This window comes from Streptomyces sp. NPDC111520 (genome assembly GCF_055635295.1).
The window spans coordinates 71109-86047 of record NZ_JBVKBW010000028.1; the positions used below are offsets into that span (position 1 = coordinate 71109).

14 protein-coding genes are annotated in these 14939 nt (G+C 75.1%); 2 read left to right on the forward strand and 12 right to left on the reverse strand.

The features are described from left to right. Positions 1-8: 8 nt before the first annotated feature. Both ACZ7MY_RS39040 and ACZ7MY_RS39045 read right to left on the reverse strand, forming a co-directional pair. Positions 9-1061, reverse strand: coding sequence for a sulfite oxidase (locus ACZ7MY_RS39040; protein WP_499610092.1), 1053 nt, complete (start codon positions 1059-1061; stop codon positions 9-11). Between the two features lie 111 nt (positions 1062-1172). Further along, positions 1173-2474 carry a GAF domain-containing protein gene (locus tag ACZ7MY_RS39045; protein ID WP_499610062.1) on the reverse strand — a complete coding sequence of 434 codons (1302 nt, stop codon included), beginning with the start codon at positions 2472-2474 and terminating at the stop codon, positions 1173-1175. A gap of 173 nt (positions 2475-2647) precedes the next feature. Here ACZ7MY_RS39045 and exaC point away from each other — a divergent pair, with 173 nt between their 5' ends. Then, entirely contained in the window at positions 2648-4171 is a 1524-nt protein-coding gene (gene exaC / locus ACZ7MY_RS39050; protein ID WP_499610064.1) for an acetaldehyde dehydrogenase ExaC, read from the forward strand. Positions 4172-4281: 110 nt separating this feature from the next. Further along, positions 4282-4725 (forward strand): SRPBCC family protein, encoded by a 444-nt coding sequence (locus ACZ7MY_RS39055; protein WP_499610067.1) that lies wholly within the window; start codon positions 4282-4284, stop codon positions 4723-4725. 93 nt (positions 4726-4818) lie between these two features. On the opposite strand, the gene ACZ7MY_RS39060 is transcribed toward ACZ7MY_RS39055, so the two are convergent. The 10 genes from ACZ7MY_RS39060 to ACZ7MY_RS39105 all read right to left on the reverse strand — a co-directional run bounded on the left by ACZ7MY_RS39060 (position 4819) and on the right by ACZ7MY_RS39105 (position 14672). Further along, complete coding sequence (locus ACZ7MY_RS39060) at positions 4819-6171, reverse strand: aldehyde dehydrogenase family protein (RefSeq protein ID WP_499610069.1); 1353 nt, start codon at positions 6169-6171, stop codon at positions 4819-4821. A 28-nt stretch (positions 6172-6199) separates the two neighbouring features. Next, complete coding sequence (locus ACZ7MY_RS39065) at positions 6200-7957, reverse strand: asparagine synthetase B family protein (RefSeq protein ID WP_499610072.1); 1758 nt, start codon at positions 7955-7957, stop codon at positions 6200-6202. A 91-nt stretch (positions 7958-8048) separates the two neighbouring features. Beyond that, positions 8049-8555 carry a hypothetical protein gene (locus ACZ7MY_RS39070; protein ID WP_499610075.1) on the reverse strand — a complete coding sequence of 169 codons (507 nt, stop codon included), beginning with the start codon at positions 8553-8555 and terminating at the stop codon, positions 8049-8051. 135 nt (positions 8556-8690) lie between these two features. Then, positions 8691-9533, reverse strand: coding sequence for a hypothetical protein (locus tag ACZ7MY_RS39075; RefSeq protein WP_499610078.1), 843 nt, complete (start codon positions 9531-9533; stop codon positions 8691-8693). A gap of 1 nt (position 9534) precedes the next feature. After that, entirely contained in the window at positions 9535-10626 is a 1092-nt protein-coding gene (locus ACZ7MY_RS39080; RefSeq protein WP_499610081.1) for a hypothetical protein, read from the reverse strand. Beyond that, on the reverse strand, positions 10623-11651 hold the full coding sequence (locus tag ACZ7MY_RS39085; protein WP_499610082.1) for a hypothetical protein: 1029 nt from the start codon (positions 11649-11651) through the stop codon (positions 10623-10625). The genes ACZ7MY_RS39080 and ACZ7MY_RS39085 overlap by 4 nt, the downstream gene beginning before the upstream one ends. Continuing rightward, entirely contained in the window at positions 11648-12385 is a 738-nt protein-coding gene (locus ACZ7MY_RS39090) for a cupin domain-containing protein (RefSeq protein WP_499610084.1), read from the reverse strand. The genes ACZ7MY_RS39085 and ACZ7MY_RS39090 overlap by 4 nt, the downstream gene beginning before the upstream one ends. Positions 12386-12494: 109 nt before the next feature. Continuing rightward, complete coding sequence (locus ACZ7MY_RS39095) at positions 12495-13586, reverse strand: glutamate--cysteine ligase (protein WP_499610087.1); 1092 nt, start codon at positions 13584-13586, stop codon at positions 12495-12497. Between the two features lie 41 nt (positions 13587-13627). Further along, positions 13628-13846: a DUF5133 domain-containing protein gene (locus ACZ7MY_RS39100; protein ID WP_499610089.1), complete on the reverse strand. Its 219-nt coding sequence runs from the start codon at positions 13844-13846 to the stop codon at positions 13628-13630. Between the two features lie 100 nt (positions 13847-13946). Then, positions 13947-14672, reverse strand: a complete 726-nt coding sequence (locus tag ACZ7MY_RS39105) for an STAS domain-containing protein (protein ID WP_499610091.1) — start codon at positions 14670-14672, stop codon at positions 13947-13949. Positions 14673-14939: the final 267 nt, after the last annotated feature.

The window sequence follows — 14939 nt, forward strand, 5'->3', positions numbered from 1 at the left end:
CGCGGACCTCAGGCGCCGGCCGCCAGGCAGACCACCGGGACGCGCTGGACGAGGTTGTTGGCGAAGCCGCCGCGGTTCCAGGGCTGTTCCAGTGGCTGGGTGTGACCCTCCGCGTCGGTGGCGCGGACGCTGAGCTCGTGCCGGCCGGGCGCCGCCTCCCAGGTGGTGTGCCAGTGCCGCCACGCCCAGGGGTGGCCCGCGTCGTCCATCTCGGCCGCGTGCCAGGTGCGGCCGCCGTCCGTGCTCGTCTCGACGCCGACGACCGGCGCGCGGCCCGACCACGCCCGGCCCTCCAGACGCTGCGGCCCCGGCCGGACGACGCGGGTGCGCGTCATGAAGTCCGGGAAGCCGGGCGGCACCATGAGCGCGCGCGGCGCGATGCGGGTCACCGGCTCGCCGGGTTCGTCGGGCTCCTGCCGGATGCGGTACGCCACGGCCTGCTGGAAACCGGTGAACGGGGTGTCCGTGAGCGTGATGTCGCGCAGCCACTTCACGTGCGCCATGCCGTACCAGCCGGGGACGACCAGGCGGACGGGGTGACCGTGCTGCGGCGGGAGGGGCGCGCCGTTCATCGCGTACGCCACCAGGACCTCGGGGTCCTCGGCGGTGGCGTCGGCGACCGTGAGCGAGCGCTGGTAGTCCTGCTCGACCCCGCGCTCCACGCCGTGGTCGGCGCCGGTGAAGACCGCCTCGACGGCGCCGGGTGCCACGCCCGCCTCGTCCAGCAGGACGCGCAGCGGCACACCCGTCCAGTCGGCGGTGCCCACCGCCTCGTTCAGCCAGGGCTGGCTGACCGGGCGCGGGGTCAGCCCGGCCCGGCCGTTGCCGGCGCACTCCATGGTGACCCGGTGCGTGACGGCCGGGTAGCGGCGCAGGTCGTCCACGGACAGTTCCAGCGGGGTGCGGACCTTGCCGCCGACGGTCAGCCGCCACGTCGCTGCGTCGGCCGGCGGGATGTCGAAGTGGACCAGCACGTAGTGCAGGCCGGGTGGGGTGACGTCGTAGCGCAGGGCCTCCAGGGGCAGCGCGTGGTTGCGGGCCGCCAGGCCCAGTTCGTCCATGCCGATGCCCTCGGCGGGGTCGGCCAGCCGGGACGCGGCGCTCACGTGCGCGATGTTCGGATCATCCACCCCACCAGTGTGCCCCTACGGGTCCCGGCCGGTCCCCGCAGGTCACCGCCGGGCGCGGTCCAGGAGCGCGCGCAGCACGGGGCGCCGGGGCGATTCGCGGGGCAGGGTGCGCAGCGCGGTCTGGAGGAGGTCGACGTCGTGGTGGTTGCCGGGTCGCTCCAGCCAGTCGAGGAGCAGTCTGACGTCGCCGCGGTCGCGCAGGGCGCGGCGCAGCGCGCAGTGCAGTTCCTCGCGTGCGTCGACGACGGCGGGGGCGCCGGAGGCGGGCAGCAGCGCCCCGGGGTAGCGAGCCAGGGCCCGGCGGTGGGCGCCGCGGGAGAGCAGCGCGCGGACCTCGTCGGCGTCCGTGGCGGCCGGCAGCAGCAGTCGGTACGGGCGCGAGCCCAGTACCTGCGGGCCGAGCAGTCTGCGCAGCCGCGACATCTCCGCCCGCATGGTGACCCGCGCGGACTCGTGCTCGTGCAGGCGGGCGGCGAGCGCGTCGGCGCCCAGCCCCCGAGGATGCCGCGCCAGCAGGAAGACGATCTCCGAGTGCCGCGGGCTCAGTTCGACCGTCCCGTACGGGGAGGTCAGCAGCGCACGGTCCCGCGCCAGCACCTCCAGCCGGGCCCCTCCCGCCGAAGCCCCCTGTGCCGCCTGCGCCGGGGCGGCCGGGAGCGCGCCACGCAGCCGCAGCAGCCGCAGTTCCGCCTCGGCCGCCGCCACGGTGGCCCGTACGAGGGCCAGGGCGTGCGGCGCCGCGATGTGGTCGCCGCCGGTCAGGTCGATCACGCCGATCACCGCGCCGGTGTCCGGGTCGCGGACCGGGGCGGCGGAGCAGCTCCACGGGTGCACCGGACGGATGAAGTGCTCGCCCGCGTAGATCTGCAGGGGCCGGCCGAGGGCGACCGCGGTTCCGGGGGCGTTGGTGCCGGCCGCGTCCTCCGCCCATTCGGCGCCCGCGACGAAGCCGATCCGCTCGGCCCGCGCCGCCAGCCCCGGCGTGCCCTCGACCCACAGCAGCCGCGCGTGCTCGTCGCCGACCGCCACCAACTGGTCGCTGTCCTGGGCCGGTTCGACGAGCAGGCTGCGCACGACGGGCAGCACCGCCGCCATCGGGTGCTGCCGCCGGTAGTCGCGCAGCTCCGCGGCGCCGAGGCCGGGGGAGCGGGGGCCGTCGGCCTCCGGGTCCACGCCGCGGCTGAGCGAACGCTGCCAGGAGTCACGGACGACGTCACGGACCGGGCGCGGCGGACGTCCCGTCGAGAGGAACTCCTCGTGGGCGCGCGCCACGTCCCGCCGCAGGAGGTCCGGGTCGGTCCCCGGCGGCCAGGCCGCGTAGGACGCCGCGTACGAGACTGTCATGGCCGGCCCCCCGGGTTGGCACGGACCGGTGCCCGGCGGCACCGGGTGGGGTGCTGCCGAGTGTAGTTCCGTGGTGGCGCTCCGCCGCAACCCTGTTGCAACCTTGCGCCTCCTACGGTCCCCCCAACCGCCGTCCGCGACGGAGCGGGCGGCTCGCAATGGGAGGCCGCCCCATGACCCGGTACGCCAACCCCGGTTCCGACGACGCGATCGTGAAGTACCAGTCCCGCTACGACCACTGGATCGGCGGCGAGTACGTGCCGCCCGCCCGCGGCGAGTACTTCGGCAACCCGACCCCGGTCACCGGCGAGATCTTCACCGAGGTCGCCCGCGGCACCGCCGAGGACGTCGACCGGGCCCTCGACGCCGCCCACGCGGCCGCGCCGGCGTGGGGCCGTACGTCGGTGACCGAGCGGGCCAACATCCTGAACAGGATCGCGGACCGCATGGAGGCGCACCTGGAGGAACTGGCCGTCGCCGAGAGCTGGGAGAACGGCAAGCCGGTCCGGGAGACCCTCGCCGCCGACATCCCGCTGGCCATCGACCACTTCCGCTACTTCGCGGGCGCCATCCGCGCCCAGGAGGGCAGCCTCGCCGAGATCGACGACGACACGGTCGCCTACCACTTCCACGAGCCCCTGGGCGTGGTCGCGCAGATCATCCCGTGGAACTTCCCGATCCTGATGGCGACGTGGAAGCTCGCCCCGGCCCTTGCCGCGGGCAACGCCGTCGTCATCAAGCCCGCCGAGCAGACCCCGGCCTCCCTCCACGTCTGGATGAGCCTGATCGCCGACCTGCTGCCGCCCGGCGTCGTCAACATCGTCAACGGCTTCGGCGTCGAGGCCGGGAAGCCGCTCGCCTCCAGCCCGCGCGTCGCCAAGGTGGCCTTCACCGGTGAGACCACCACCGGCCGGCTGATCATGCAGTACGCCTCGCAGAACCTGAAGCCCGTCACCCTGGAGCTGGGCGGCAAGAGCCCCAACATCTTCTTCGACGACGTCTCCGCCGCCGACGACGACTTCTACGACAAGGCGCTGGAGGGCTTCACGATGTTCGCCCTCAACCAGGGCGAGGTCTGCACCTGCCCGTCCCGGGCGCTGATCCAGGGCGGCCACTACAACGCCTTCCTGGAGGCGGCCGTCACCCGCACCGAGAAGATCGTCCAGGGCCACCCGCTGGACACCGCCACCATGATCGGCGCCCAGGCCTCCAACGACCAGCTGGAGAAGATCCTCTCCTACTTCGACATCGGCCAGCAGGAGGGCGCCAAGGTCCTCACCGGCGGCGAACGCGCCGAACTCGGCGGCGAACTGGCCGGCGGCTACTACGTCCGGCCGACCATCCTCGAGGGCGACAACCGCATGCGCGTCTTCCAGGAGGAGATCTTCGGCCCCGTCGTCGCCGTCACCTCCTTCGGTGACTTCGACGACGCCATCGCCACCGCCAACGACACCCTCTACGGCCTCGGCGCCGGCGTCTGGACCCGCGACGGCAGCACTGCCTACCGCGCCGGCCGCGCCATCCAGGCGGGCCGCGTCTGGACCAACTGCTACCACGCCTACCCGGCGCACGCCGCCTTCGGCGGCTACAAGCAGTCGGGCATCGGCCGCGAGACGCACAAGATGATGCTCGACCACTACCAGCAGACCAAGAACCTCCTGGTCTCTTACTCGCCGAAGAAGCTCGGCTTCTTCTAGGAACAGCCGCCGGGGTGGCGCGAAAAAAGGTGGCGGAGGACCGATGAGTTCCGGGACCGGCCCCCGTCTACCGTGCGACGACCCGACAAGAGCGAGACAGGGAGCACGAGATGGCCACGGAACACACGACGGGCGAGGGCTTCTCCTACACGTTGGAGCGCACGCTGGAGGCCCCCGTGTCCGCGGTGTGGAGCGCCTGGACCACCGCGGAGGAGTACCAGCAGTGGTCCTACGCCGCCCCCGGTTCCGTCGAGATGGACGCGCGGCCGGGCGGGGCGTGGAAGGCGACGATGGTCACCCCGGACGGCGGGGAGTTCCCGCTGACCGGCTCGTACGTCGAGGTCGAGGAGAACCGGCGCCTGGTGTACGGCATGGACGTGCACGGGAGGAGCGAGCCGGTGCTCATGACCGTCGAACTCGCCGGGCACGGTGACGGCGGGACGCGGATCGTGGTGTCCCAGACCTGCGACACCGCCGACGAGCGGGACCTCGCCGAGCAGGGCACCACGATGCTCCTGGACAGCCTGACGGCCTTCCTGAAGACCGCGGGCTGACACCTCGCGACCGCCCCGTCCCGGGCACACGCGCAGCGGCCCGGCACCCCCCCCTTGGCGGGGTGCCGGGCCGCTGCGGTGTGTGGGGTCGCCTCAACTCCCCCCGTACAGGCGGGCGGTGACGGTCTTGGGACGCTGGTACTCGTGCAGTGCCAGGGTGCTCAGGTCCGTGCCGTGGCCGGAGGCGCCGCGGCCGCCGTGCGGGAGTTCGGCGGTCTGCACCAGGTGGCAGTTGAGCCAGACCTCGCCCGCGTCCAGGCGCCCGGCGAGGTCGAGGCCTGTGGCCAGGTCCCGGGTCCACACGGACGCCGCCAGGGCCTGCGGGACACCGCCGGCCAGCGCCAGGGCCGCGTCCACGTCCACCGCTCGCTGCACGGTGAGCAGCGGGCCGAAGACCTCCTCCACCACCGCCGGGTCGTCGTCGGGGAGGTCGGCGAGGACCCGGGCGGGGCGCCAGAGGCCGTTCTCCTCGCCGGGCCCCGGGGCGATGCCCGCCGCGACGTTCCGCCCGGCGGCGGAGGCCTTGACCAGGCCGTCGTAACGGGCCGTCTGGTCGGGGTTGTTGAGCGGGCCGAAGTCCCTGCCCGCCAGACGTTCCCCCATCGCGGCGGCCAGTCGCTCCACCGCCTCCTCGTGGTTCTCCCGCAGCGTGATGACCCGGGCGGGCGCCGCGCAGCTCTGCCCGGCGTTGTAGGTGCAGGCCCGGGCCAGCTCCGTCCAGGTGTCCTCGGGCGCGTCGGGGAGGACCAGGACCGGGGCGTTCCCGCCGAGTTCGAGACTCACGCGGCGTCCCGCGGCGCGTGCCGCCACGTCGGCGCCGGCGGCGGCGCTGCCGGTGAACGCGACCATGTCGACGTCGGCCTCGACCAGCAGCCGGCCGGTCCGCCGGTCGCCCGGGACGGCCGTGAGGACGGCGGGGCCGAGCGCCTCGGCGGCGTGCTCCGCAAGGAACTCCAGGGTGTCGGGGGTGGTCTCCGCGGGTTTGGCCACCACCGTGTTGCCGGCGGCGAGGGCGGGCGCGCAGCGCCAGGCGGCCATCATCAGCGGGTAGTTCCAGGGCACGACGACACCGACGACGCCGACCGGCTCGCGGCGCACCCAGCTCTCGTGCCCCGCGACCAGCCGTCCGGCGGCCGGTGCCGACTGGGTGCGGACGGCGGAGGCGAAGAAGCGGAGGAGGTCGGCGACCTGCTCCACCTCTCCCGCCGTCTCGGAGTGAGGTTTCCCCGTCCCCGCGGCCTCCCGGGCGACGTAGGAGTCCGCGTGCTCCTCCACCAGTGCCGCCAGCCGCTCCAGCCGCCGGGACCGCTCCCTGGGGGTGAGCCCGCGCCAGCCCGGCAGGGCCGCGCGGGCCGCCGCGACCGCGGACCGCACCTCGCCCTCGCGTGCCACGGGTGAGCTGCCCCGGACACGGCCGGTGCGGGGGTCGATGAGGGTGGTGTTCACCGGGTGGTCGCCTCCATCGGGGATCCGTTCACAGGTCGTACGCCCGGAGCCACAGCTCCAGGGTGAGCACCAGCCACAACTTGCCGCCCTGCCGGGGGAGCAGTGTGCCCTCCCCGCGCAGCCAGGTCCGGACGGTGCCGGGGCGGAACAACCCGCGCTGACGGGCGGCCCGGCCCAGCAGCAGGTCGCCGCCCAGCTCGCGCAGCGGGCCGCCGAGCCACTGCTGCACGGGGACCCGCATGCCGCTCTTGGGGCGGTCCACGACGGTGGCGGGCAGCAGGTCCCGTACGGCCTCCTTGAGCACCCACTTCTCCGCCGTGCCCCGCAGCTTGAGCCCGGGAGGGGTGGCGAAGGCGTGGTCCACCACGCGCCGGTCGAAGAGCGGCGCACGGCCCTCGATCCCCTGCGCGGCGGTCAGCCGCTCGACCTTGGTGAGGATGTGGTGCGCGCCCTTGGTCCGCAGGTTGCAGTGGAGCAACTGGTTGAGCAGGTGCGTCATCCGGCCGGGGCCCGTCAGGTAGGGCTCGACGAAGCGCTGCGGGGCCGGCGCGGACTCCAGCGCGGACAGTGCGTCGGGGGTCAGCAGCTCCGGGAGGTCGGTCCAGCACTTGCGGTAGGACCGCAGGTAGGCGGTGGCCCGGTCCTCCCACCAGGGCTCGTCGCGGGCTCCCGGGGCGCAGGCGTGCATCTCCTGCACCAGCATCGGGAGGTTCTTCGGCCCGCCGAACACCGGGTCGCCGCCCTCGCCGTTCAGGACGACCTCCAGCCCGTCCCCGGCGACGGCCTCGGCCAGCAGCAGGTTCGGCACCGTCAGCGGGTCCCCGACCGGGCTGTCGAGCAGGGCCGCGGTGCCGGCGAGACGGGCGGCGACCGCCTCGCCGGAGACCGTCAGCACCCGGTGGCGGGTCTGGCAGTGGGCGGCCACGAGTCCCGAGTAGCCCAGCTCGTTGGGGAGTTCGTCGCCGAAACTGATGGAGTAGGTGTGGACCGGCTGCCCGTGCAGCTTCGCGGCGAGCGCCGTGACGAGCGAGCTGTCGATCCCGCCGGAGAGCAGGACGCCGACGGCCTCCGCCTCGGGCAGCCGCCGCGCGGTGGCGTCCTCGAGGAGGGCGCGCAGCGTGAGGACGGGGTCGCCCGATCCGCCGGGCGTCTCCCGGGGCTCCCAGTGCACGGTCTCGGTCACCGTCCCGTCGGCCGCCAGCCGCAGCACCCGGCCGGGGAGCACCTCGCGCACGCCCTCCAGCAGGGTCTCGTCACCCGGCAGATAGGCGAAGGTGAGGAACGAACGGACGGCCGACAGGTTCATCCGGGTGCCCAGGGCCGGCCAGCGGCGCAGGGCCCGCAGGGAGGTGGAGGCCGCCCAGACCCCGGCGGCGCGGGCGTAGAACACGGTGCGCGCGCCGACGTGGTCGCGGATCAGCACGAGGTCGTCGCCGTCGAGGACCGCGAGCACGAACATGCCCTCGGCCAGGGCCACGCCCCGTTCGCCGAGCCGGGCCCAGCAGCGCAGCAGCAGTTCGCCGTCGCTCGTGCCGGACGGGGCGGGGGCGCCGCCGGCGGCGAGGGCGCCGAGGAGTTCGGCGCGGTTGTGCAGGGTGACCTCGCCGACGGCGCGCATCCCGTGGGCGTCGAACGGCCCTTGCGCGCGCCCGGGTTCGTCGTGCACGAGGGCCAGCCCCGGCGCGACGGGCGGGGCGCCCATGGCCGTGAGGTGGGCGTCGGCCGGCCCGGGCCGGTCACCGCCGGGCCCGGTCCCCGGCGCGAGGCAGACGCAGAAGCGCGCCATCCGAGAGTCCTTTCCTGTCGCCGCGTACGCGTGCCGGGCGGGTCCGGCCGCCGGGGTCCGGCCCGCCGGTCGCCCGGGTCCGCCCGCCGGGTCAGCCGAAGTCGTCGTCGCTCCAGCCACCGCCGTCGTCGTCCCAGTCCCCGTCGTCCCAGCCGCCGTCGCCGCCGTCGCCCCCTCCGCCGGACGACGAGCTCTGCGCCTGCCGGCGCAGCTCCTCTTCCTCCTCCGGCGTGAGGCTGAGCGGCGGGAGCTGCGCGGCGCTGATCGCCAGTCCCGCCACCCCGAGGCCGACGAGGGCCGCTCCCATCCGGCCGCCGAAGGACGTCCGGTTCACCGTCAGGGTGTCGCCGGGTCCCCAGAGGGTGCGGCCGTAGCCGATGTCGCGGCCGTAGGTCACCGTGCCGTCGGCGAGCACGCGCTTGACGATCCGGTGGCCCAGCAGTTCGTCGGTCCCGGCGCCGCCCCGGCCGTCGTGCCAGTGCACCACCCCGTGCGGGCCGCGCCGGCGCCACTCCTGCCGGCCGTCCTCGTAGGTGCGGTGGACGCTGCGGTCGGCGAGCAGGGTGTCGGTGTAGCCGATCTCGCGGGGGCGGATCATGTTCTTCCGTCCTTGGTTCTGTGGTGTCCGGGCATACGGTCCTCGCGTCGGGATCGGGAGGCGGGTCGGGGGCTCCATCGGAGGCTGGGCCGGGGGCCGGATGGGCCCGGGCGAGAGGGCGGGTCCCGCTGCGGTTCACGCGTCGGGCCAGGTCATGAACCCCGCGGCACGCAGCCCGCGCAGCTCGTCCCGGGCGGAGTGACGGGCCGGCCGCGGACCGCGGGCGAGCCGCAGCACCGCGCGCAGCAGCCGGGCCGGCGGCACCGCGGCGACCTCGGCGAACCGGCCCGAGGCGAGCCATTCGGCCTCCCGCGGCCGCAGGCCCTGCGGCAGCGGCCCGAGCGGCGGTACGGGACGGGGCCCGCGCCCTGACACCAGGCGCATCGCCTCGGCGTGCCGGGGGACGAGCCCGAGCGGGACGACGCGCACCGGCGCCGCGCCCAGCGCCTCGCGCACCCGGCCGGGCAGGGCGATCCCGGAAGGGCTCGCGTCGTGCAGGACGTGCACGGTGGCGTCCCCGGCGCGCTCCAGGGCGTCCATGAGCCGCGCGTCGAGCGGCAGGCCGCCCGCGGCGTCCAGCACGGGGCAGGCGGCCTCCAGGTGCACGTGGTTCGCCAGCAGCATCCGGGCGATGGAACGGTCCTGGCACACCAGCAGCCGGGGCAGCCCGTAGGCGTGGAGGTCGGGTTCCCGGCCGGGACCGCCGATCCCGGCGCCGCCGGCGGGCTCGGCTGGCAGCAGCCCGGCGGGCTCCCTGCCGCGCAGCGCCTCCGTGAAACGGGACAGCCGCAGCGGCGGGGCCGGCGTGCGCGCGACGCGCCGCAGCGGCGCGGGCAGGGGGCGCAGCACACGGCAGGTCTCGTAGTACAGCTGCCGCTCGGTGAAGCGCAGACCCCCGGGCGAGGCGGCACGCCGTCCGGCGACGCCGATCGCCCGCTCCAGCAGCAGCCGGCCGACGGGACGTGTGGGTTCCGGCATGTCAGTTCCCGTACTCCGCCGCTGCTTCCGGGGACCGCGGCCAGCTCAGGAACCCGGCGGCCACCGCCTCGCGCTGCTCCCGGCCGGCAGCCCCGCGGGCCTCCCGCACGGCCCGTACGAGGGCGGACTCCAGGACGGCGGGAGGGACGGCGGCGAGCGGGCTGAACCAGCCCTCCAAGAGCCAGTCGGCGTGGTCGGGCGCGGCCGGCGCCAGATCCCGCAGCCATTGCGGGGGTTCCTCCAGCACGTCCTCGGGCGGATCCTCGTGGAGCCGTACGGCCTTGGTGTTGCCGACGACGACGCGGAGCGGCAGCCCCGCGTCCACGACCACCCGCCGGGGCTCTTGCGTGCGGGCGTCGGCGACCAGCTGGAGACCGCGCAGACCCGCGTCGTGGAGCACGAGCACGGGGCCGGTCCCGGCGAGTTCCCCGAGCCCGGCGGCAAGGGTCAGGTCCAGCCGTGCCGGGAAGTCGTTGGCGGCGAGGAAGACGCGGACGGCCGGGTCAGGGCAGAGCACCTCCAGGGTTCCGGGCCGTGGCTGCCCGGTGTGCGGGGGCGCCGCGCGGCCCGCTCCGTCGTCGACGATCCCGGGCGGCAGGTGCCCGTACACCTGCACCCAGTCCCCGCAGATCATGGACCGGAAGTTCCGATGGCTGGGCAGCACGTACGCCTGCGCACGGATCCGGGTCTTGTCCCGTGCGCTGAGCGCCGCCCCGTAGAGGAAGATCGAGACAGCCGCGCCCAGGACCAGCACGATCCCCGCGAAGGGCCTGTCGTGCACCAGGAAGCCGAGCAGCACCAGCCCGGCGAGGAGTCCCGCGCCGACGGAGTGGGCGGTCCACGGGGAGATGCTGTAGTCCGGGCCCGCCTCCCGGACGGGGTTGCCGGTCCTCGCCAGGTACCAGAGCTGGGTGACGGTGACGTTGCGGCGGCCACCGTCGGTGGCCTTCTCCACGACGCGGCGGATCCGCGTGTCGTGCATGCCCCTGCCGTGCACCTTGGGGTCGAGGGCGTACCGGCGTCCGCACTTGCCGCAGACGCGGTTGGGACGCTCCTTGCGCAGCAGCGACGCCCGGCAGTGGGGGCAGATCACGGTCCCTCCCCGGGCCAGGTCATGAAGCCGAGGGCGGCCCGCCCGCCCTGCGGTGCGTCCGGCGCCCCGGCCGCCCGTTCCGCCACCCGTTCCGCGGCCCTGGCAACGGCGGCGAGGAGCCTCGCCGGGGCCACCCCGACCAGCGGGAACCCCCAGCCCCGGCCCAGCCAGGTCAGTTGCTCACCGCTGTACTCCCCGGTCGCCTCCAGCGCCCGCATCACCTCCGGGCCGGGCCTGTCACCCCGTACCGGCACCGCGCGGTCGAGACCGTACACGGCGCCCAGCGGCAGGCCGATGTCGACGACCCGGCGCCCGGGCAGCGCGGAGCGCACCTGGTGGGGGAGGAGCAGCCCCTCGGCGTCGGCGTCGTGGAGGACCAGGACGGGGCCCGGTCCGGAGGGGGCGGGCAGCGCCCCCGGTCCGACGACCAGGGTCAGCCGGTGACGGGCGGTCAGCCCCGTGGCGTCGAGGAAGACGGCGACGGAGCGGTCGGGGCAGACCAGCACCGGGCCGCCGGCCGCGTAGGGCGTCCGGGGGTAGCGGCTGTCGTCGACCACTCCGGCCGGCAGCGAGCCGTACACCTTCCTCCACTCCTCCAGCGGACCGGTACGGAAGACCTCCCGGGCGAGCCGCGGCCGGCCCCGGCCCACGCCCCGCACCCTCGCGACCACGAAGCCGCCCGCCGCGAGCAGCGCCACCCCGCCGACCGCACCGGAGGCCACGGAGCCCGTGCTCAGCCCGACGAGCCCGGCCACGACTCCCACCACGGTCAGGACGACGCCGCAGCCCACCTCGACCCGGGTGCGGCGCAGCGACGCCCGTGAGAGCGCGTACCACAACTGCCCCGACGTGCAGGGGAGTCGTCCGTCCTGGGTCAGGCGCAGGACGATCCGGCGGATCCGGAGGTCGTGCAGCCCCATCGGATTGGTCTTGGGATCCAGGGCGTAACGGCGTCCGCACTTGCCGCAGACGTTGCCGGGCCGCTCCTTGCGCAGCAGCGAACTCTCGCAGTGCGGGCAGATCACCGGCGGCCCTCCAGTCGCCACGCCACCCGGCGCAGCCGGGCGGCCAGACGCTCCCGGACGCTGGTGACGCCCGGCCCCCGCACCCGCTGGACCCGCTCGACGTCGCGCAACGCGGCGGCGAGGGCGAGGTAGTCGGTGCGGGCGAGGGTGTCCGTGCGCCCGCCGGGCGGGGCGGTGGCGCGCCGGTCCCCGGCCGCCCTGCGCTCCGCCTCGGCGGCGGTGATCGCGTAGTCCTCGTGGTCGATGCCGAAGCCGGTGTTGGCGGCGAGGAGGTTCAGCGGGGCGGTGCCCCGGTTGGCGAAGGAGTGCGGCACCATCTCCGGGATCCGGATCAACTCACCCGGGACGAGCGGGACGTCGGTGACCCGGCCGCGGTCGGCGTCGTAGAGCCCGCAGGCCCCGTGACCGAGGCTCAGGACGAAGTGCTCACCGCCGTGCGCGTGCGGGGTGAAGGCGCTGCGCGGGCCGACGACGCCCAGCTTCACGGTGGCGTTGGAGGGACGTTCGGGGGACGTGGCGGCGTCCCCCACGAGGTAGTGGGCGAACTGGCCGTCGTCGATGAACCGCAGGAGGTCCCGCTCGGGCCGTAACTCCCGGGCGCCGTCACGATCGGCGAGGACGACGGAGCCGTCCGGTGCCAGCCGGTAGAGCCGCACCCCGCGCGGCAGCTCCGGCACGTCCCCACGCATGCTGCCGAACAAGCGCGCCTCCCCCAAGTGCCGCTCCGTACGCATGCGTATGGTAAGCCGCCGCTCCGGAACCTGACGAGGTCGCGCGCGGACCGTCGGCCGGCGCGCGGCCGAACGGCGGGTGAACGGAGGACCGGTGACGGTACGTCAGCACTCAGGCGCGGGTGCGGCGGGCACAGGCCGCCGTGACCTCGCGGAGGCTTCCGGTGCGGCGGAGGAGGTCGCGCTGGATCTGGGCGCCGTTGCCGGTCTTGAGGAGCGCGGCGAGGGCGTCCTGCGCGGGGATGAGGTCGCCGTTGTCCTCCAGCGCGTCGCGTACGTGGTCGAACAGGGCGCGGACGACGGCCTCGGCCGGGGCCGGTTCCCAGGTCACCGGGTGGAGCAGGCGGCCGCCCAGGCCCTCGCGGGCGGCCTGCCAGGTCGCCAGGCGCAGCAGCCCCACGGCCGGTCCTGACGGCGGTTCGCCGTCCCGCCAGGCGCGGGCGGCGGTCTCCACCAGCGCCCGCACCAGCGTCGCCAGCAGCGCCGTGCAGGACGCGTCCAGGCAGACGTCCGCCACCCTCACCTCGACGGTGGGGTAGGTGTGCGAGAGTCGGGCGTCGAAGTACACCATGCCCGGGTCGCGGAGCGCCCCGGTGGCGATCATGGCCCGCACCTGCTCGTGGTAGCCGGCCGCGGAACCGAAGGGCTCCACCGGGCCGGCCGACGGCCACCTGCCCCACACCCGGCTGCGGTAGCTCGCGTAGCCGCTGTCCCGGCCCTGCCAGAACGGCGAGTTTCCGCTGAGCGCCAGCAGCACCGGCAGCCAGCCCCGGACACGGTCCAGGACCGCCACGCCCTCCTCGTCGGACTCCACCGACACATGGACGTGGCAGCCACACGTCAGCGTCTCCTCGGCGGTCAGCCCGTACCGCTCACGCATCCACCGGTACCGCTCCCCGGTGCTCAGCGACGGGCTCACCGGCAGCGGTGACGTCGCCAGCGCCGCGACCGCCGCACCGGACCGCTCCGCGTGGCGGGCCGCCGCCGCGCGCCACCGTAGGACCTCGGCCGCCAGGTCCTCCATCCGCGACTGCGGCCGGGTGGCGAACTCCACCTGCTGACGCTGCAGTTCCGCCTCGAACACCTCACCGGGAGCGCCGGGGTCACGGCGCGCCGACGCCAGCACCGCCGCCGACAACGCCCGCGGCTCGCCGGACTCCGCGTCCAGCAGCAGCAACTCCTCCTCCACACCCACCGTGCGCAAGGGTCTCCTTCCCGGCCGCCGAGGGGATCGCGGACGCGCCGTCAGGCGAGCACCGAGTCGTCCAGCGGACGGGCCCCCGGCAGCCGCAGCCGGGCCGCGATCAGCGCCGCGTCGACGTCCCTCGTGCCGGTCGCCACGCAGAGCGTGTACGCGACGTCCGCCGTACGGCGCCGCACCTCGGGGTCCTCGGGGTCGAGCAGCGTCAGCGTCTCGTAACGGTCGACCAGGTCGTTCAGCACGGCGGGGTGGGCCAGCAGCACGTCGTCCTCCTGTGGGGGCGGGGGTACGGGATCAAGCCGTGTACCTGGCTGCCGCCTACCCCGACTTCGTCCGGGCACGCAGCGGCGGTGCGGCCGGCGATCAGCGGCGGGTCCGCTCCGGCAGGTCGGTGACGATGATCTCGCGGGTCGCCGTGCTGTCCTCGACCGTGCGGAACCCGGCCAGGGCGAGCGCGTCCAGCACGGCCCGGTGGAAGGGACGGCGATGCGTCCCGGCCGGGGTCCAGGCCGGCCAGAACGCCGCCGGGCCGGTGCCGGACAGGGTGTCCCAGCGCACCACCACGCCACGGGGACCCGCCTCCACCACGGGACGGTCCTCGCCGCCGTCCTGCCGGGCGAGTGGCAGGCCCGCGTCCAGCAGGGCCAGGCACACCGCCGTGTACAGGCGCCGGACGTCCGCGCCGAGCCGGTGCGCCGACGGGCGGGACGGGGTGAGCGCCCCGCGGTTGCCGGTGAGGTCGAGCAGCCGCAGCACGGTGTCGCTCGCGGCGGTCACCGTCAGCGTCCGGTGCGCGGCCAGGGCGCGGTTGCGCAATTCCAGCAGGGCGTTCAGCCCCGCGCCGTCGCAGCCGGTGACGTCGCGCAGGTCCAGGTCGAGGCCGTCCCCCGCCTCCAGGGCGGCGAACAGGGCGCGGCGCAACTCCGGCGCGGTCCCGGCGTCGAGCTCCCCGATCACGACGGCCTCGGTGCGCGCGGTGCCGCCGGGACCGAGCAGGACGGTCAGTCGCGTCGGGGAATCGTGCCGCCCGGCGGGTTCGGGTCCCGCGGGAACGGAGTGCACCCGCAGATCGGGAGACCGGTCCGACATGCCGTACCTCCTGCACATTCGCTGCGCGCCGGTGCGTGCGCCACCACGGCGTGGAGTGATCGGAAGACATGAACGACACCCGGGGGCCCGCATGAACATTTCCGGGCAAAGGGGTGACATCGGCATGATAAGCGCTGGAGGGCGCGTTGGCCCCCGGTGCGCCGTGCAGGGTCCCCCGTTATCTTTTTCGCGGTCCTGCAAGAGGGCCGCTGGCCTCCGGGCCCGGTATGACTGTTGCCCCCTGTCGAAGGGATGACCTGGGGGGTG